Genomic DNA, 16,766 nt, shown 5'->3' with positions numbered 1-16,766 from the left:
ATGTATTGGCAAACAGTGCCGATATCGGCCGTCCTAGTGGCTCTGACATGCGGGCAGGCCCAAGCTTGCGACTACCCGGTTAGTGTCCTTGAAGGATTTGCTCCCACAAGGCGGACTATTCCTTCAGATGGCCATGAAGACGTGCGTATACGCGTGTCCGAGGTGCTCGTTTCGGATCGGGATCCTCTCAACTGGTTTGGGATGCGTGGAGAAGTTCTGGCCTCGGATGACCCGTCAGTTCTCAACCGCACAATTGAGGTTCGCGGTCATTGGAATGCACGATGTTTCGTGCCTGATCTTGGTTATGAGATGAGCACCAATCTACAACTTAAAGGCTGGGTGGTCGGCCAGTTCGTCCCTGCAAATGGTGATACCAACACAGTCTTGTCTTTTTCGAGCGAAACCCATCCTGCGCGCAGCAGCACCACGAAACTACGTTGGCAGCGTTTGCGCTGGGCAGGACCGTCATGACCGACACCCCATCCTGATCACCGACGGCGGCACCCAAACACGCTTGCCGCCCCCGCCAAGTTGGAGGATAATCGCGAGATGACCGACCTCAGTTTTTCCCTCCCCTCCTCGCTCCAAAGCTGGATCGAAGCCCAAGTGGCGCAAGGGCACTACGCGGATGCAGGAGACTACCTGCGCGATCTTATCCGGCGACATCGCACCGAAGCCGAGGATGTGGCGCGGCTGCGCGCTCTGATCGAGGAAGGTGAGGCGTCAGGCTACATCGATGCCGATCCGGCAACACTCATCGAAGAGATCATCGCAGAACGCCGCGCCCGGCGTGCCTAGCTTCAGAATCACCGTCGCCGCGCGGTACGATCTGGCGGATATCGACGACTACAGCGTGGAGCGGTTTGGCGAAGAGGCTGCCGAAGCCTATGCTCGCGGCCTCACGGAAGCGTTTCTGTTCCTGACCCGGTATCCTCTGTCTGGCAGGCTGCGCCCTGAACTGCCCGCCGACACCCGGTGCAAGACATATCGCAGCCACCTGATTTTCTACCGCTTTACCGACGACACTGTTTTCATCCAGCGCATCCTCCACCACTCGCAAGACGCAGCGGCGCACCTGAGGCCATGACCGACAACCCCATCCTCACCCCCCGCCGCCAGACCGATGATGCAGACGCCGCGTTGCGGCCCAAAACGCTGGCCGAATTCGTCGGCCAGGAGGCTGCGCGCGAAAACCTCTCGGTGTTCATCGAAAGCGCGCGGCAGCGCGGCGAGGCGATGGATCATGTGTTGTTCTATGGCCCGCCCGGGCTCGGCAAGACGACACTCGCGGCGATCATTGCGCGCGAGATGGGGGTCAATTTCCGCGCCACTTCCGGCCCGGTCATCGCCAAGGCGGGCGATCTGGCGGCGCTTTTAACCAATCTGGAAACAGGCGATGTGCTGTTCATCGACGAGATCCACCGCCTCAATCCCGTGGTCGAGGAAGTGCTCTATCCCGCGATGGAAGACCGCGCGCTTGATCTCATCATCGGCGAGGGGCCCTCGGCACGGTCGGTGCGGATTGATCTGCCCGCCTTCACCCTGATCGGCGCGACCACCCGCGCAGGGCTGCTCGCCACGCCCTTGCGGGATCGGTTCGGCATACCGGTGCGGCTGCAGTTCTACACCGTGGAGGAGCTGGAGCGCGTCGTCACGCGCGGTGCGCACCTGCTCGGCATCGGGATCGACGGCGGCGGCGCCGGCGAGATTGCTCGCCGTTCGCGCGGCACGCCGCGTGTTGCGGGCCGGCTGCTGCGGCGTGTGCGCGATTTTGCGCAAGTGGCTGGGGCAGAGGTGATTTCACGCGAGGTGGCCGACCGTGCGCTCACCCGGCTCGAGGTCGATTCGCTCGGGCTCGATCTGCAGGATCGGCGCTACCTCGGCATGATCGCGGATATCTACAAGGGCGGTCCTGTGGGCGTGGAGACGCTTGCGGCGGGCCTTTCCGAGCCGCGCGATACGATCGAGGATGTGATCGAGCCCTATCTCATCCAGCTCGGCCTCGTCGCCCGCACTGCGCGCGGGCGCTGCCTCAACGATCGCGGCTGGCGCCATCTGGGACTCGCCCCGCCCTCGGCGGATCTGCCCGGCCTATTCCTTGACGACGGCGCCTGATGGTAAACGCCCGTAGCGTAACGGCTGGGACCAATTCGGTTCCAGTTTGGTACAGACTTGCCGGGACGCCCCAAATTGACCCATTTCGGGGCCCCGAATGGGGGTGAAATGCGGTTAACAGCATTGCCGCAGCCGGTCTGATCTGCGTTGTTCAATCTGTCAGGAGAGGGTCTGTCCACCTTTGCGGGGATAGAAGCCGGCTCCCACGGAAATAGAGAGCAACGATCATGTCGGTTCGGATGGCATTGGCAAAACTGGCGGCCTGCGCAGCAGGCGGTGCAGTGCTGGGCGGCGGTGCGGTGCACGTTTCGGAAGCACCTTCGGCTGCAGAAATCCATCATGTGAAGCCGATCAAGGTCAAGCAGGTGAAGCGGCACTACGCCAGCGTGGTTGCGCCGCGGCCGGTCCACCGCATGCGCCGTGTGGTCAAGACCACCATCATCAGGTCGTGCCAGGCGCCCCAGCAGATGGCCTATGCCCCGGTGCCCTACATGGCGCCGATGCCGCCACAGGCGGCGGGCGGAGGCGGCGGCGCCGTTCCGGTCGTGATTGGCGGCGGCGGGATCGGCGGCTTCGGCGGCGGGTTCTTCGGCGGCTTCTTCGGCGGCAGCAGCGGCGGCGGCAGCGTGGTGGTCTCCTCGACCAGCACTGGCTCGACCTCGACTTCGGGCGGTTCCACCTCCGGCGGCTCGACTTCGACTTCGGGTGGCTCGACGTCTTCGTCCGGCGGTTCGACCTCCACGTCGAGCGGCAGCATCTCAACCTCGACGTCGAGCGGCAATGTCTCGACCAGCTCGGGCGCGGTGACGAGCAGCACCTCGACCTCGTCGGGCAACGTCAGCACGTCATCGGGCAATGTCTCCACATCGTCGGGGAACGTCTCGACCAGTTCGGGCAATGTCTCGACGAGCTCCGGCAATGTCAGCACCTCGTCGGGCAACGTCTCAACCAGTTCGTCCACCTCGACCAGTTCGGGCAACGTGACGAGCAGCTCCTCGACATCATCGTCGTCGTCGACCTCTTCGTCGACGTCCTCCTCGTCCTCTTCGTCGACGTCCGGCTCGAGCAGCACCAGCAGCTCGACGTCCTCGAACGGCGGCAGCACTTCGACGACCTCGTCGAACGGCGGCACGCCGGTGCCGGAACCTTCGATGGTCCTGCTGTTCGGTGCAGCTGCGGCGGGCCTCGTCGGGCGGCGGCGCCAGGGCCTCAAGGCCAAGGAAGCCGCGGCGGCCTGATCAGACGTCCGCGGGCCGTCACGTACGGTGCAAACGAGGGCGAAAGGAAAGGGCGGCTCCGGGGGGAGCCGCCCTTTCTGATTCCAGCAACAGCTGGCGGCGATCAGGCTGCCAGGTTGCGCAGCACGTAGTGCAGGATGCCGCCGTTGAGGTAGTATTCCAGCTCGTTGGCGGTATCGATGCGGCAGAGCGCCTTGAACGTGAAGGTCGAGCCGTCCGCGCGGGTGACTTCAACCTCGACGTCCTGACGCGGCTTGAGGCCGGCAACGCCGCGGATGGTGAAGGTGTCGTCGCCCGTCAGCCCCAGCGTTTCGCGCGATTCGCCTTCGAGGAACTGCAGCGGCAGCACGCCCATGCCGACAAGGTTCGAGCGGTGGATGCGCTCGAAGCTTTCGACGATTACCGCGCGCACGCCGAGCAGGTTGGTGCCCTTGGCGGCCCAGTCGCGGCTGGAGCCGGTACCGTATTCCTTGCCCGCGATGACGACGAGCGGCGTGCCATCGGCCTTGTGCTGCATCGCCACGTCGTAGATCGCGCCGACATCACTGCCGTAGCGGCTCATGCCGCCTTCGATCCCGGGCACCATCTCGTTCTTGATGCGGATGTTGGCGAAGGTGCCGCGCATCATCACTTCGTGGTGGCCGCGCCGCGCGCCGTAGGAGTTGAAGTCCGCCTTGGCGACCTGATGCTCCATCAGCCACTTGCCCGCCGGGCTGTCGGCCTTGATCGAGCCGGCCGGCGAGATGTGGTCGGTGGTGATCGAATCGCCCAGGATCGCGAGCGGCTTGGCCTCGATGATGTCGCTCACCGGCGCCGGGGTCATCGTCATGCCCTCGAAGTACGGCGGGTTGGCGACATACGTCGAACCCGCGCGCCACTGGTACGTTTCCGAACCGGTGACGTTGATCGCCTGCCAGTGCACGTCGCCCTTGTAGACGTCGGCATAGCGGGCCTGGAACATCGCGCGGTCCATGCAGCCGGCCATCGTCGAATAGACTTCGGCGTTGGTCGGCCAGATGTCCTTGAGATAGACGTCCACGCCGTCCTTGCTCTGGCCGATCGGGGTCGAGATGAAGTCCTCGATCACCGTGCCCTTGAGCGCATAGGCGACCACCAGCGGCGGGCTGGCGAGGAAGTTTGCGCGCACGTCGGGCGAGACGCGGCCTTCGAAGTTGCGGTTGCCCGAGATGACCGCCGCAGCAACCAGCCCGTTGTCGTTGATCGCCTTGCTGATCGGCTCCGCAAGCGGGCCCGAGTTGCCGATGCAAGTGGTGCAACCATAGCCGACGAGGTTGAAGCCGACCGCGTCGAGGTGCTCCTGCAGCCCGGCGCGGACGAGGTAGTCCGTCACGACCTGCGAGCCAGGCGCAAGGCTGGTCTTGACCCAGGGCTTCGGCCGCAGGCCCAGCTCGTTAGCTTTCTTGGCGACGAGGCCCGCCGCGACCAGCACGCCCGGGTTCGAGGTGTTGGTGCAGCTGGTGATCGCCGCGATGGTCACATCGCCATCGCCGATGTCGAAGTCCTTGCCCTCGACCGGCACGCGCTGCTGCGCCTTCTTGTAGACGTTCGCCATGTCGGCGTTGAACACGTCATCGACGTCAGGCAGCGAAACGCGGTCCTGCGGGCGCTTCGGCCCGGCAAGGCTCGGCACCACGGTGCCAAGGTCCAGCTCCAGCGTCGAGGTGAACACCGGCTCGATCGTGGGATCGATCCAGAAGCCCTGCGCCTTGGCATAGGCCTCGGTCAGTGCGATCTGGTCTTCCTCGCGGCCTGTCAGGCGCATGTAGTCGAGCGTCTTGTCGTCGATGCCGAAGAAGCCGCAGGTCGCGCCGTATTCGGGCGCCATGTTGGCAAGCGTCGCGCGGTCCGCCAGCGTGAGCGAGGCAAGGCCCGGGCCGTAGTATTCGACGAAACGGCCAACCACGCCGTGCTTGCGCAGCATGTTGGTGCAAGTGAGCACGAGGTCGGTCGCGGTGACGCCTTCCTTGAGCTCGCCGGTGAACTTGAAGCCGACCACTTCGGGGATCAGCATCGAAACCGGCTGGCCGAGCATCGCCGCTTCGGCCTCGATCCCGCCGACGCCCCAGCCCAGCACGCCGAGGCCGTTGATCATCGTGGTGTGGCTGTCGGTGCCAACGCAAGTATCGGGATAGGCGACGGTCGTGCCGTCAGGCCCCTCGCTCGTCCACACCGCCTGCGCGATGTGTTCGAGGTTGACCTGATGGCAGATGCCCGTGCCCGGAGGCACCGCCTTGAAGTTCGCGAGGCTCTTCGAGCCCCACTTGAGGAAGTCATAGCGCTCGCCGTTGCGGTAGTACTCGATCTCGACGTTCTGTTCGAAGGCCTTGGGATGTCCGAACTCGTCGACCATGACCGAATGGTCGATCACGAGGTGCACGGGCACCTGCGGGTTGATCTTGCTGGTATCGCCGCCGAGCTTGGCGATCGCATCGCGCATCGCGGCAAGATCGACCACGCAGGGAACGCCGGTGAAATCCTGAAGCAGCACGCGCGCCGGGCGGTACTGGATTTCGCGGCTGCTGGAGGGATCCTTCTGCCAATCGACCAGCGCCTTGATATCGTCTGTCGAAACGGTGAAGCCGCCATCCTCGAAGCGGAGCAGGTTTTCGAGCAGGACCTTCATCGAAAAGGGCAAGCGGGAGACATCGCCATAAGCCGCCGCGGCTTTGCCGAGCGCGTAATATGCGTAGTCCTTGCCACCAACGGTTAGCGTGCTGCGCGCGCCGAGCGTGTCCTGTCCGACCTGGGTCATGGCTTAGCGTAATCCCTTAAAGTTGATGCCGTTTGCCGCGCCGGAGCCGCCCCCGCGACACGCTGCCCGATGCGCCGAGACGGCCCCCGCGTCAAGGCTTGCACTGCGCATGAAATGCGTAGCTCCATCGGCGGCCATTCGCTCGCGCGCAGGTGATGGTTACAGGGCCCCGTCCAGGGGATTTGGCTCACCCGCGATCAGGCGCGTTCGGCAGCAGCCTCGGCGGCGGGCTTGCGCCTGAGCGCGATGAGGCAGCCCGCGACGATCAGCACCACGCCGGCCAGCGTGCGCAGTGTCAGCGGCTCGGAGAAGACCACCCAGCCGGTCAGCGCTGCCCAGATGAAGGCCGTGTATTCGAGCGGGACCAGCACTTGTGCCTCAGCCCGCGCATAGGCCCAGCCAAGCAGCATCAGCGAGCCGGTCGAAAGAACGGCCGAAGCAGCCAGCACCAGCCAGATATGCGCCGGCGGCATCGGCGCGAACCACCAGGCGCCGATGCCGAGAAGGCAGAAGATGAAGAACGTCTGGAAGAACGAGATTTCCTCCGGCCCGGCGAGTTGTGATTGCCGCCGCTGCAGCACGAGGTTCCATGCATAGAGCACTGCCGAAAGCAGTATCGCGATCAGGCCGTGCACGCTTTCGGTGTTGTACTGCCCGCCGAACTTGCCCGCAGCGATTACGCCGACACCGCTGAGCGCCAGGACCGATCCCGCCACGCCGCGCCGCGAAAGCTCCTCGCCCAGCGTCACCGCCGCAAGATAGAGCGCCAGCAGCGGTGCGACGAATGATAGCGCCATCGCTTCGGCCACCGGCGTGCGCGCAAGGCCATAGAAGAACAGCACCGCCATCACGCCTGAAACGCCCGAACGCATGAGGTGCAACCGCATGGCATCGCGCCCGGGCAGGCGGCGGCGGCCATCTTTGTTTCCGCGCGTGAGCCAGACCGGAAACATGATCAGCGAACCGACCAGATTGCGCCAGAACAGCGCAGCGTAGGCTCCCACCGCCAGCGACGCGATCTTCATGAATCCGTCCATCACGCCGAAGCAGGCAAGGCCGGTCAGAGCGGATAGTATCGGGAACAAAGAGGCGGAGCGCTTCATCGCCCGCCCATAGCGACCCTGCCGGCCAAGCGCAAAGGCCCGTCTGCTCATGCAGGCACGGTCACCAGCCCAATTCAGCAATCAGACAGCCGGCTTGCTTGATTGCAGCGCCGGCTTCGGGCAGGAATCATCCCGTGGCCGGGCGGCAATCAGGGAAAGACTTAGACACATGCGTATGATCCATCGGGCCAGTCTCAGCGGCATGCTCTGCACCGCGGCGATCGGCTGGGCCGTGCTTGGTGCACCTGCCTCCGCCGCCCAGCAGGGCCCGGTCGATCTGACCGCCGCTGCCCAGCCGGCCAAGCCTGCCGCCAGCGTCAATGGCCCCAAGCCCGCGCCGACGCCCAGCGCGTCCGCCCCGGCGGCAAGCCCGTCCGCGCAGGCCGCCGCGCCGGGCACACCGGCGCCGGTGCCCGTGTTCCAGCCGGTGCCGCCGCCTCTGGCGCACTGGACCCTTGCCGATGCGCAGGCGCTGCTCGCCGCGATCAAGGACATTGGCCGTGAAGGGCTGACCCCGGCTGACTATGAACCGGCCAAGCTTGCCGCGCAGATCGCCAAGGGCGAGGGCGATGATCTCGATACGATGGCCAGCCGCCTGTTCGTCTGGCTCGCCGAAGACCTGCGCGACGGGCGCACGCCGATGCCCGCGCGGGTGCAGTGGTTCGCGATCGATCCCGATCAGGACCTCCACCCCAATTCGCAGCTCCTCGCGCAGGCGACCGAGACGCATGACATTCCCGGCGTGCTCGCCTCACTCGATCCCACGCACCCCGATTACGGCCTGCTGCGCGACATGCTCGCCAAGGCCAAGGATCCGCGCCAGATCGGGATGATCAAAGCCAACATGGACCGCTGGCGCTGGCTGGCGCGCGACATGGGGCTGCAGTACCTCATCATCAACGTGCCCGAGCAGGAGCTCCGGCTCACGGTGAACAACAAGATCATCCGCACTTACCGCGCGATTGTCGGCAAGCCGGGCAAGACCGCCACGCCGCAGCTGGCCGAGCAGGTCAAGAACGTGGTGTTCAACCCGACCTGGACGGTGCCGCAGTCGATCGTGGTGGGCGAAGGCCTTGGCCAGAAGCTGATCGCCAGCCCGGCGCTGGCCAAGCGGCAAGGCTATGTCGCGACCAAGAACGCAGATGGCACGATCACCGTGGTGCAGCAGCCGGGTGACAACAACTCGCTCGGCCGCGTGAAGCTCGACATGCCCAACGAGCACGCGATCTACATCCACGACACCCCCAACCGGAACCTCTTCGCCCTCCCGGCCCGCGCGCTCAGCCACGGCTGCATCCGCGCCGAACGCGCGACCGAACTGGCGATGACCATGGCGATCCTCGGCGCCGACCTGCCGCCCGAAACGGCGGTGCAGTACAACCTCTCGGGCAAGTACACCAAGGTGCCGATGACCAAGCCCTGGGCGGTCTACATCACCTACTTCACCGTCGCGCGCGACGTGAACGGCCTGATGCGCAGCTTCCCGGACATCTACGACCGCGACGCGCCGGTGATCGCCAGCTTCACCAAGCCGCGCGAACTCCACACCACCCAGCGCAAGAGCACCGAGGCGATCATCAAGCTGGACAATCCGCTGTAGGGCGCGCGCTTGCCTCCTCGCCTCCCGGCCCTCCCCTGCCCCCAACCCCACCCTTCTCTTCGCCCTCCCCTGCCCCCAACCCTTCGTCATCCCCGCGCAGGCGGGGATCCAGGGCCCCACAGCGCAATGCCGCCCTGGATTCCCGCCTGCGCAGGAATGACGAAGAGTTAGTTCGAGAATGAACGGAAACCGGCAGGCGCCATTCCGGAGCAGGCAGATGTTCCGTAGAAGCGCAGGGTGCACCAAGACTTCCAGCCAACCGTCTATCTGCTGGCATCCCGCCGCAACGGCACGCTCTACATCGGCGTAACTTCAAACCTCATCCAGCGCATACACCAGCACCGGGAGGGGGCCTTTGGCGGCTTCTCCAAGAGACACAGCACCCACCGCCTCGTCTGGTTCGAACAGCACGCCACGATGGAACACGCGATCATCCGCGAGAAGCGCCTACAGAAGTGGGAGCGCGCGTGGAAGCTCAACCTGTTTGAAGCAGATAACCCAAAGTGGCGCGATCTGGCGGAGGATTTCGGGTTCCCGCGATTGCCGACGGATTGACCAGCGAGCAGGCAACCCACGTTCGTGATCCCCCACCCCACTCGCTATCCCCAACCCCCACCTTCGTCATCCCCAACACCCACCTTCGTCATCCCCAACCCCCAACACCTCGTCATCCCCGCGCAGGCGGGGATCCAGAGCGGCCAAGCGCCACCCGGCCCTGGATTCCCGCCTGCGCGGGAATGACGAAGTGTTTGGAAGAAGCGAACTGCATACCTGCACACGCGGGAACAGCGAGACGCTCAATAAATCCCCAGCCGGTCTGCATACAAAAGCCGCCCGCCCGAAAGGTGCCACAGCGCCTCGTTGAAATCCGCCTCGGCCATGGCGAAGCAACCGTCGCTGCGGCCCAGCTTGCCCCATTTTTCCAGCATGTCGGGGTTCGCATACCACGCCGGATGCATCACGATCGCGCGGTCGAGCGTGTTGCTGTTTTCGGGGTCGATCCCGCCGAGCCGGATCGAGGTGCCGTACTTGCCCTTGTACCACTCGTAAGTGATGAACGCGCCGCGCGAAGTGGCGAGGCTGCCGACGTCGTTGGAGAAGGTCTTGAGGAACCCGTCATGCTCCGGGTCCGAACCCTTCCCGTGGGCGACGAGGAACGAACGCACTTCACCCTTTTCGAGATCGGCGAAATGGAGCCGCGGCATCGCCGAGGGCAGCGCGAAATCGGCGATGCCCACGATATCGGTGCGCCACAGCACCGAGCCGATGCGCTGCACCTGCTCGCGCGCTACGGCGAGGATACGGCGGTTCTGTTCGGAGACGCTATAGGGCTGGGCGAAGACGCGGGCCGGCACAGCGGCGGCAACAACCGTTGCCGCTGCGCCCTTGATGAGCCCGCGCCTGTTCACCAGTCCCGTCATAGGGCCTGCTTGTACGCTGTTTCAGGCGGATTTTCCACCCTCTACGCCCGGTTCCGCGCCCAGCCGCGCGAGATCTGCGCCGTCCACCCGCATCACCGTCCACTCGTCCATCAGCCGGGCGCCGAGCTTCTTGTAAAAGCCGATTGCCGGCTCGTTCCAATCAAGCACCGACCATTCGAGCCGCGCGCAGTCCCGCTCCACCGCAAGCGCCGCGAGCCGCGCCAGCAAGGCCTTGCCGAGCCCGCTGCCGCGCGCCTCGGGCCGCACGAAAAGGTCTTCGAGATAGATGCCCGGCTTGCCCTCGAAGGTCGAGAAGTTGTGAAAGAACAGGGCAAAGCCCTGCGCGGTGCCATCCAGTTCGCCGATGATCACTTCGGCATAAGGGCGTGCGCCGAACAGCTTGGCGCCGAGCACCGCGTCGTCGAAGCGGACAGCATCTGCCAGCTTCTCGTAATCGGCTAGCGCGCGGATCAGATCGGCGATGAGCGGCAGGTCTTGGGGCGTGGCGGAGCGGATCGAAAGCGTCATGGGCGGGCTCTTAGCCCGCAATGGTCAGCCGGTCACCCTTCAAGGTCACGCTCCCCAGCCGCCGCAGCGCCGATTGTCCGAGCAGGCTGACGGGCAGATCCGGGACCACGACCGCCTCCACCCCGTTCAGGTCATGCCCGCCGATGGTCAGCCGATCGATTTCCACCGGCGCGGCCATCCCGGTGCCCGAGGCCGTCTGCAGCATCGGGCGATATTGGGAGGGATCGGGCTTCAGCCCCAACCGGTCAGCGTCGTCCTCGGTCAGCGCCACCACATCGGCGCCGGTATCGACGAGAAAGCGCACCTGCTCCCCGCCGACGTCGACATCGAGGTGAAACTGCCCCTGCGAATCGCGCACGATCTCGACCATTTCGGCCGGCCCGCCGCGCTTTGGCGGGGACGCGTCCTTGCTCCAGGGCGAGACATGCGCAGGCTTGGCATGCGGCTCATCCGCCTCCGTATGGACCTTCAGCCGCGGCGCCAGCAGCGCGCTACCGGACAGCACCAGGCCTGCGATGAAGAAGTAACGGTTCATGACGGACAACATTCTGCCCGCCAAGGAGTTAGCGAATCGCCAAGACGCCCGGCGCAAGCAAGGTTCAGGCCGGCACTTCGGCCTTCCCCGCGTCGGTCGTGGCCGCTTCCATCTCGGCCGCCTTGGCTTCCACCAGCGCGACGATGTGCTCGAGCATCTCTTCGCTCTGCACCGTGTGGTCGGTCACCCCCGAGAGGTAGACCATGTGCTTGCCATTGCCGCCGCCGGTCAGGCCAACATCGGTCTCGCGCGCTTCGCCGGGGCCATTGACCACGCAGCCGAGCACCGAGAGCGAGATCGGCGTCTTGATATGGCTGAGGCGGCTTTCCAGCGCCTCCACCGTGCGGATCACGTCGAAGCCCTGCCGCGCGCAGCTGGGGCAGGAGACGACGCGCACGCCGCGCGTGCGCAGGCCGAGCGACTTGAGGATCTCGAAGCCGACACGCACTTCCTCTTCGGGCTCGGCCGAAAGCGAAACGCGCAGCGTATCGCCGATGCCCGCCCAGAGGAGGCTGCCGAGGCCGATGGAGGACTTGACTGTGCCGCCGATCAGCCCGCCCGCTTCGGTAATGCCGAGGTGCAGCGGGCAATCGACCGCTTCGGCCAGACCCATGTAGGCGGCGACCGCGAGGAAGACGTCGGAGGCCTTCACGGCCACCTTGTATTCGTGGAAATCGTGGTCCTGCAGCAGCTTGATGTGATCGAGCGCCGATTCCACCAGCGCCTCGGGGCACGGCTCGCCGTACTTTTCGAGGAGGTCCTTTTCGAGGCTGCCGGCATTCACCCCGATGCGGATCGCGCAGCCGTTGGCCTTGGCTGCGCGGACCACTTCGGCGACGCGCTCGCTCGACCCGATGTTGCCGGGGTTGATGCGCAGGCAGGCCGCGCCCGCGTCTGCCGCTTCCAGCGCGCGCTTGTAGTGGAAATGGATGTCCGCCACGATCGGGATGCGCGCCGCGCGCACGATCTTGCCCAGCGCTGCGGTGCTTTCCACATCGGGGCACGAAACGCGGATGATATCCGCCCCCGCGTCCTCGCAGCGGCGGATCTGGTTGATCGTGGCGACGGGATCGCTGGTCAGCGTGTTGGTCATGGTCTGCACCGTGATCGGCGCATCACCGCCAACGGGAACGGACCCAACCATGATCTGGCGGCTCTTGCGGCGCGCGATATCGCGCCAGGGGCGTACGGATGACATGAGGCGGCTTATACCTGTTCGGCCCCGGCAAGGCCATGGTCTTCGCGTACCAGCGGCCTGGCATAGAGAAATTCCGGATCGCAGTGATTGCCCACCCAGAATTCGATGTCCGCGATCTTGGCAAAGCCGTAGCGCTGGTAGAACCGCTGCGCCTCGGGGTTCTCGCTGTAGACGGTGAGCTGTATCTCGTCTGCACCCACCTCGTGCGCCGTTTCCAGCGCCCAATCCATCAGCCGCTTGCCCAGCCCGCCGCCGATCCGCTCCGGATCGGTATAGAGCTGCTTCAATTCCAGCGGTGCGCTGGCCTCGCTGTACTCGGCGGGCAGCGTGCTCTTGAGCACCAGCTTGCAGAACGCGACCAGCGCTCCACCTTCCTCGATCACCGCCACGCGCATGCCGGGATCGGCGATTTCCTTCGCAACCTTGGCATCGCTGTGCGCGCTATCCATGAAGGTCGCGAAGTCTTCCGGCTTGTAGAGATGCTGGAATTTCGCACTGACCGCGCGCCGTGCCAGATCGGCAAGGGCAGCGGTGTCTTCAGATATGGCGAGACGCAGGAGCGGTTGGAGCGAGGCTGTCATGCCTGGCTCCATACCGCCGGCTGCGTGCCAGAATCAATCGGGCGAGATCAGTTCGCCAACGCGACCTTGGCCGGCCGGGTATAGGGCACGAACTTGTCCAGCCCGACGAACCCGCGCCAGAACCCGCCGTTGCGATCGCGCAGTTGCACCGTATCGATGCTGCACAGCTGCGAGGTGGTCAGCTGGGTGACGAGAATATCGTTCGAATCGAGCGTTTCTGCGCCGGTCTTCGGCCGCTGCACGTAGATCGTGCTGCCGCTGCCGTAGACGATCGCCGTCTTGTCGATCACGCTCGACGACTGGACATTGGGCAGCGTGATGCAATCGACCGGCTTGCCGGCAACGCGCCCTTCGAGCAGCTTGGCGAGCTGTTCCTCGCCAGTAAGGCGGGGGCGGGCATCGACGGCGGTGCCAGCCAGCATCAACGCACCGGCAGCGGCAGCGAATCCTAGCTTGGTGACAATGCGGTTCATGATGTTCCCCTTCTCGTTCTGGTCATCGACCAGCTTGCGCCGCGCCGTCTTAACCGTCGCTGACTGTAGTTTTCCTGAGGGCTGCGTAAACCAAGGCGCGGCTCTTTCGCCAATTACGTAGTTTCCCTAGGGTCTCATTGTGAGACTAGCGGGCGAACCGGCGGTAAGCCCGTCAGGCCGTGCCGCCCACGGTCAGCCCCTCGACCAGCAGGGTCGGCTGGCCGACGCCGGCCGGCACGCTTTGCCCGCCCTTGCCGCAGACCCCCACGCCCTCGTCGAGCGCCATGTCATGGCCGATCCCGGTCACGCGCGTCAGCACGCTCGGCCCGTCACCGATCAGGGTTGCGCCCTTGATCGGCGCGCCCAGCTTGCCGTTCTCGACGCGGTAGGCCTCGGTGCAGGAAAACACGAACTTGCCGCTGGTGATATCGACCTGACCGCCGCCGAAGGCCTTCGCGAAAATGCCGTTCTTGACGCGCGAGAGCAGCTCAGCCGGATCATCGCCGCCGCCGCGCATGAAGGTGTTGGTCATGCGCGGCATCGGCGCATGGGCATAACTCTCGCGGCGCCCGTTGCCGGTGGGGGCAAAGCCCATCAACCGCGCGCTCATGCGGTCGTGGATATAGCCCTTGAGGATCCCGTCCTCGATCAGCACGGTTTCCTCGGTCGGCGTGCCTTCATCGTCGATCGTCAACGAACCGCGCCGCCCGGGGATCGAGCCGTCGTCGACCACGGTCACGCCCGGCGCCGCCACCCGCTCGCCGATCCGGCCCGAGAAAGCGCTGGTCCCCTTGCGGTTGAAATCGCCTTCGAGGCCGTGTCCGACTGCCTCGTGCAGCAGCACGCCGGGCCAGCCGGGGCCGAGCAGCACGGTCATTTCGCCCGCCGGAGCATCGACCGATTCAAGATTGACGAGCGCCTGCGCCAGCGCAGTATCGATCGCGCGGTTCCAGGTGGCCGGCTCGAACAGATCGTCATAAAGCCGCCGCCCGCCGATGCCGAAGCTGCCCGTTTCGCGCCGACCGCCCGATTCCGCGACGATCGAGACATTGAGCCGCACCAGCGGCCGCACATCCTGCGCGATCATGCCATCCGCGCGCACGATTTCGACCACCGACCAGCTTGCGGAAAGACTCGCCGAAACCTGTACCACACGCGGATCGCGCGCCCGCGCCGCTGCATCGATCGTCTCGAGCAGCTTGACCTTGGCCGCGAAGGGGATCGCATCGAGCGGCGAGGCATCGGTGTAAAGGTGGCGGTTGTTCTGGCGCGGCGGCGCAGCGGCTGCGCCTTTCGCCGGATCGAGCAGCTTGAGCGTTTCCCCGGCGCGCGCGATCGCGGCGGCGGAAATCTCGTTCGCATGAGCAAAGCCGGTCATCTCGCCCGAAACCCCGCGCAGACCGAACCCGGCATCGCGCGAATAATCCGCGGTCTTCAAGCGACCATCATCGAAGCCGAAGCTCTCGCTGGCGATGAACTGGAGGTAAAGCTCGCCATCCTCGCAGGCCCCGAGCGCCGTGGCGGTCAGCCGCTTTGCCTCATCAGGGGTCAGCAGGCCGGGGCGATAGAGCAATGAGCGGGGATCAAGCAGGTTCGTCATGGGCAGGGATATAGGCAGCCCCGCCACGCGATGCCAACGGGATTAATCAGCCGACGTCTGCCCCATGATCAGCTGGCCCGCCCTTCAGCACGAAACGGCGGTCGCAATAGCCGCATTCCGCATAGCCACGTTCGTCGATCTCGATCCACACGCGGGGATGGCCCAGAGCCGCGCCGCCGCGGATACCGTCCGCGCCATCGCAGCGCACACGCGTGCTGGTGGTCAGGACAGTCTCGGGAGTGGTGCCAATGGCGTTGGGCGTGCTCATGGCCCCGGCGGATAGCAAACCGCCGCCGCGCCGACAAGTCGGTGGTTTGGCGAGTGGTTGCACGCGCACTGCCCTGTCCGCTTTGAATTGGGCCCCCTTTACGCCGCGCGCATCAAGGGGCAGGGAGAAAGCCATGAGCACCATCCCCGCCATCCGCATCCGTGATCTCGTCAAGCGCTACGCGCCCGCCGGCAGCAAGTCGGGCGAAGGCAAACTCGCCTTGGGCGGAGTCAGCTTCGATGTGCCGCAGGGCCAGATCTTCGGCCTGCTCGGCCCCAACGGCGCGGGCAAATCCACGCTGATCAACACCCTTGCCGGGCTCGTGATGAAATCGTCCGGCACGGTCGAGATCTGGGGTTTCGACATCGACCGGGAGCCGCGCAACGCCAAGGCCTCGATCGGGATCGTGCCGCAGGAGATCGTGTTCGATCCGTTCTTCACGCCGCTCGAGGTGCTCGATATCCAGGCCGGCCTCTATGGCGTACCGGCCGCTGCACGCCGTTCGCTCGAACTCCTGCAGTCGGTTCATCTGGCGGACAAGGCCAATGCCTATGCCCGCTCGCTCTCCGGCGGCATGAAGCGCCGCCTGCTGATCGCCAAGGCGATGGTTCACACCCCGCCGATCCTCGTGCTCGACGAGCCGACTGCGGGCGTCGACGTGGAACTGAGGCGCCTGCTCTGGGAGCTGGTCGTCGATCTTAACAATCAGGGTGTTACCATCGTCCTTACCACGCATTACCTCGAGGAAGCCGAGCAGCTGTGCGATCGCATCGCGATCATCAACCACGGGCGGCTGATTACCGACAAGCCCACGCGCGAGCTGGTGGGCATGATGCGCGAGAAGATTGTGGTACTTACGCTCGACCGCGCGATTGATGCTGCGCCGCAACATCCGGACTTCGTCAAGAGCGTCGTTTCGAGCGAGCGCGAACTGCGCGTGACCTATAACAAGGACCGCATGAACGCAGGCGATGTACTCGCGCTCGTCCAGTCGCTGGGCTATGGGATTGTCGATGTTTCAACCGACGAGGCCGACCTGGAAGATGTCTTCGTCAAGTTGACGAGTGCCCCGGCAAGCGCGATCCTCTGAAGGCGCATCGGGGGCTGGTTTTCCAGCTAACTATCTGATTTCAGGCATCTACCTGATCGCTGAAAAGCTTCCAGTAGCCCCGGCCGGACCTGCGGACAGATCGCTTGCAATCGCGGCAGATTCCCACATGGCGGCTGCCGTTCCACTTCACCGTGGACGGATCGGAACGGTGTCGATTGAACAGGCAGAAGGGCAGGCGCCAGAACATTTCCGGTATCCCTCAGGAGAGCGCTGGGTCGTTAA

General features: G+C 65.1%; 19 protein-coding genes. 8 read left to right on the top strand and 11 right to left on the bottom strand.

Features of this window, described 5'->3' with window-relative positions:
• Positions 1-153: 153 nt before the first annotated feature.
• The 4 genes from ACO056_RS04025 to ruvB all read left to right on the top strand — a co-directional run bounded on the left by ACO056_RS04025 (position 154) and on the right by ruvB (position 2,115).
• On the top strand, positions 154-471 hold the full coding sequence (locus ACO056_RS04025; RefSeq protein ID WP_421852171.1) for a hypothetical protein: 318 nt from the start codon (positions 154-156) through the stop codon (positions 469-471).
• A 78-nt stretch (positions 472-549) separates the two neighbouring features.
• Positions 550-798 carry a type II toxin-antitoxin system ParD family antitoxin gene (locus ACO056_RS04020; RefSeq protein WP_421852168.1) on the top strand — a complete coding sequence of 83 codons (249 nt, stop codon included), beginning with the start codon at positions 550-552 and terminating at the stop codon, positions 796-798.
• Positions 791-1,087: a type II toxin-antitoxin system RelE/ParE family toxin gene (locus ACO056_RS04015; protein WP_421852165.1), complete on the top strand. Its 297-nt coding sequence runs from the start codon at positions 791-793 to the stop codon at positions 1,085-1,087. Before ACO056_RS04020 ends, ACO056_RS04015 begins: the two co-directional genes overlap by 8 nt.
• Positions 1,084-2,115 carry a Holliday junction branch migration DNA helicase RuvB gene (ruvB, locus tag ACO056_RS04010; RefSeq protein WP_421852162.1) on the top strand — a complete coding sequence of 344 codons (1,032 nt, stop codon included), beginning with the start codon at positions 1,084-1,086 and terminating at the stop codon, positions 2,113-2,115. The genes ACO056_RS04015 and ruvB overlap by 4 nt, the downstream gene beginning before the upstream one ends.
• 487 nt (positions 2,116-2,602) lie before the next feature.
• Here ruvB and ACO056_RS04005 read toward each other — a convergent pair whose 3' ends face one another.
• On the bottom strand, positions 2,603-3,247 hold the full coding sequence (locus ACO056_RS04005; protein ID WP_421852159.1) for a hypothetical protein: 645 nt from the start codon (positions 3,245-3,247) through the stop codon (positions 2,603-2,605).
• Positions 3,248-3,251: 4 nt separating this feature from the next.
• Between ACO056_RS04005 and ACO056_RS04000 the strand changes: the two genes are divergently transcribed.
• Positions 3,252-3,353 (top strand): PEP-CTERM sorting domain-containing protein, encoded by a 102-nt coding sequence (locus tag ACO056_RS04000; protein WP_421852156.1) that lies wholly within the window; start codon positions 3,252-3,254, stop codon positions 3,351-3,353.
• A 103-nt stretch (positions 3,354-3,456) separates the two neighbouring features.
• Here the strand turns inward: ACO056_RS04000 and acnA are convergent, their stop codons facing one another.
• Both acnA and ACO056_RS03990 read right to left on the bottom strand, forming a co-directional pair.
• Entirely contained in the window at positions 3,457-6,126 is a 2,670-nt protein-coding gene (acnA, locus tag ACO056_RS03995) for an aconitate hydratase AcnA (protein WP_421852153.1), read from the bottom strand.
• A gap of 197 nt (positions 6,127-6,323) precedes the next feature.
• Positions 6,324-7,280 (bottom strand): DMT family transporter, encoded by a 957-nt coding sequence (locus ACO056_RS03990; protein ID WP_421852150.1) that lies wholly within the window; start codon positions 7,278-7,280, stop codon positions 6,324-6,326.
• 118 nt (positions 7,281-7,398) lie between these two features.
• On the opposite strand from ACO056_RS03990, the gene ACO056_RS03985 reads away from it, so the two are divergent.
• Both ACO056_RS03985 and ACO056_RS03980 read left to right on the top strand, forming a co-directional pair.
• A complete protein-coding gene (locus ACO056_RS03985) occupies positions 7,399-8,829 on the top strand; it encodes a L,D-transpeptidase family protein (protein ID WP_421852147.1) in 1,431 nt (476 codons plus the stop codon).
• A gap of 237 nt (positions 8,830-9,066) precedes the next feature.
• On the top strand, positions 9,067-9,384 hold the full coding sequence (locus ACO056_RS03980) for a GIY-YIG nuclease family protein (protein WP_421852144.1): 318 nt from the start codon (positions 9,067-9,069) through the stop codon (positions 9,382-9,384).
• A 242-nt stretch (positions 9,385-9,626) separates the two neighbouring features.
• Here ACO056_RS03980 and ACO056_RS03975 read toward each other — a convergent pair whose 3' ends face one another.
• From ACO056_RS03975 to ACO056_RS03940, 8 genes are all read right to left on the bottom strand, one after another.
• The gene (locus ACO056_RS03975) at positions 9,627-10,250 is read right to left on the bottom strand and encodes a murein L,D-transpeptidase catalytic domain-containing protein (RefSeq protein WP_421852141.1); all 624 of its coding nucleotides are present in this window, start codon (positions 10,248-10,250) and stop codon (positions 9,627-9,629) included.
• Positions 10,251-10,271: 21 nt separating this feature from the next.
• On the bottom strand, positions 10,272-10,778 hold the full coding sequence (locus ACO056_RS03970) for a GNAT family N-acetyltransferase (protein ID WP_421852137.1): 507 nt from the start codon (positions 10,776-10,778) through the stop codon (positions 10,272-10,274).
• A 10-nt stretch (positions 10,779-10,788) separates the two neighbouring features.
• Complete coding sequence (locus ACO056_RS03965; protein ID WP_421852134.1) at positions 10,789-11,313, bottom strand: retropepsin-like aspartic protease family protein; 525 nt, start codon at positions 11,311-11,313, stop codon at positions 10,789-10,791.
• A 64-nt stretch (positions 11,314-11,377) separates the two neighbouring features.
• Positions 11,378-12,511: a flavodoxin-dependent (E)-4-hydroxy-3-methylbut-2-enyl-diphosphate synthase gene (gene ispG, locus ACO056_RS03960; protein WP_421852131.1), complete on the bottom strand. Its 1,134-nt coding sequence runs from the start codon at positions 12,509-12,511 to the stop codon at positions 11,378-11,380.
• Between the two features lie 8 nt (positions 12,512-12,519).
• Positions 12,520-13,092, bottom strand: a complete 573-nt coding sequence (locus ACO056_RS03955) for a GNAT family N-acetyltransferase (RefSeq protein ID WP_421852128.1) — start codon at positions 13,090-13,092, stop codon at positions 12,520-12,522.
• Positions 13,093-13,139: 47 nt separating this feature from the next.
• Positions 13,140-13,565: a hypothetical protein gene (locus ACO056_RS03950; protein ID WP_421852125.1), complete on the bottom strand. Its 426-nt coding sequence runs from the start codon at positions 13,563-13,565 to the stop codon at positions 13,140-13,142.
• Between the two features lie 172 nt (positions 13,566-13,737).
• Positions 13,738-15,165 (bottom strand): metalloprotease TldD, encoded by a 1,428-nt coding sequence (gene tldD, locus ACO056_RS03945; protein WP_421852122.1) that lies wholly within the window; start codon positions 15,163-15,165, stop codon positions 13,738-13,740.
• Positions 15,166-15,211: 46 nt separating this feature from the next.
• Positions 15,212-15,433, bottom strand: a complete 222-nt coding sequence (locus tag ACO056_RS03940) for a zinc-finger domain-containing protein (protein WP_421852119.1) — start codon at positions 15,431-15,433, stop codon at positions 15,212-15,214.
• Between the two features lie 133 nt (positions 15,434-15,566).
• On the opposite strand from ACO056_RS03940, the gene ACO056_RS03935 reads away from it, so the two are divergent.
• A complete protein-coding gene (locus ACO056_RS03935; protein ID WP_421852116.1) occupies positions 15,567-16,523 on the top strand; it encodes an ABC transporter ATP-binding protein in 957 nt (318 codons plus the stop codon).
• Positions 16,524-16,766 lie beyond the last annotated feature (243 nt).

Source organism: Novosphingobium sp., assembly GCF_965228995.1.
In the GTDB taxonomy this organism is placed as follows: Bacteria; Pseudomonadota; Alphaproteobacteria; order Sphingomonadales; family Sphingomonadaceae; genus Novosphingobium.
This window is presented reverse-complemented; position numbering and strand designations above follow the sequence as displayed.

Bases quoted from the DNA above. Each gene is read 5' to 3' on its own strand.
- ACO056_RS04020 (WP_421852168.1), top strand. From the start codon at position 550: ATGACCGACCTCAGTTTTTCCCTCCCCTCCTCGCTCCAAAGCTGGATC.
- ruvB (WP_421852162.1), top strand. From the start codon at position 1,084: ATGACCGACAACCCCATCCTCACCCCCCGCCGCCAGACCGATGATGCA.
- acnA (WP_421852153.1), bottom strand. From the start codon at position 6,126: ATGACCCAGGTCGGACAGGACACGCTCGGCGCGCGCAGCACGCTAACC.
- ACO056_RS03990 (WP_421852150.1), bottom strand. From the start codon at position 7,280: ATGAGCAGACGGGCCTTTGCGCTTGGCCGGCAGGGTCGCTATGGGCGG.
- ACO056_RS03985 (WP_421852147.1), top strand. From the start codon at position 7,399: ATGCGTATGATCCATCGGGCCAGTCTCAGCGGCATGCTCTGCACCGCG.
- ACO056_RS03975 (WP_421852141.1), bottom strand. From the start codon at position 10,250: ATGACGGGACTGGTGAACAGGCGCGGGCTCATCAAGGGCGCAGCGGCA.
- ACO056_RS03970 (WP_421852137.1), bottom strand. From the start codon at position 10,778: ATGACGCTTTCGATCCGCTCCGCCACGCCCCAAGACCTGCCGCTCATC.
- ACO056_RS03965 (WP_421852134.1), bottom strand. From the start codon at position 11,313: ATGAACCGTTACTTCTTCATCGCAGGCCTGGTGCTGTCCGGTAGCGCG.
- ispG (WP_421852131.1), bottom strand. From the start codon at position 12,511: ATGTCATCCGTACGCCCCTGGCGCGATATCGCGCGCCGCAAGAGCCGC.
- ACO056_RS03955 (WP_421852128.1), bottom strand. From the start codon at position 13,092: ATGACAGCCTCGCTCCAACCGCTCCTGCGTCTCGCCATATCTGAAGAC.
- ACO056_RS03950 (WP_421852125.1), bottom strand. From the start codon at position 13,565: ATGAACCGCATTGTCACCAAGCTAGGATTCGCTGCCGCTGCCGGTGCG.
- tldD (WP_421852122.1), bottom strand. From the start codon at position 15,165: ATGACGAACCTGCTTGATCCCCGCTCATTGCTCTATCGCCCCGGCCTG.
- ACO056_RS03940 (WP_421852119.1), bottom strand. From the start codon at position 15,433: ATGAGCACGCCCAACGCCATTGGCACCACTCCCGAGACTGTCCTGACC.
- ACO056_RS03935 (WP_421852116.1), top strand. From the start codon at position 15,567: ATGAGCACCATCCCCGCCATCCGCATCCGTGATCTCGTCAAGCGCTAC.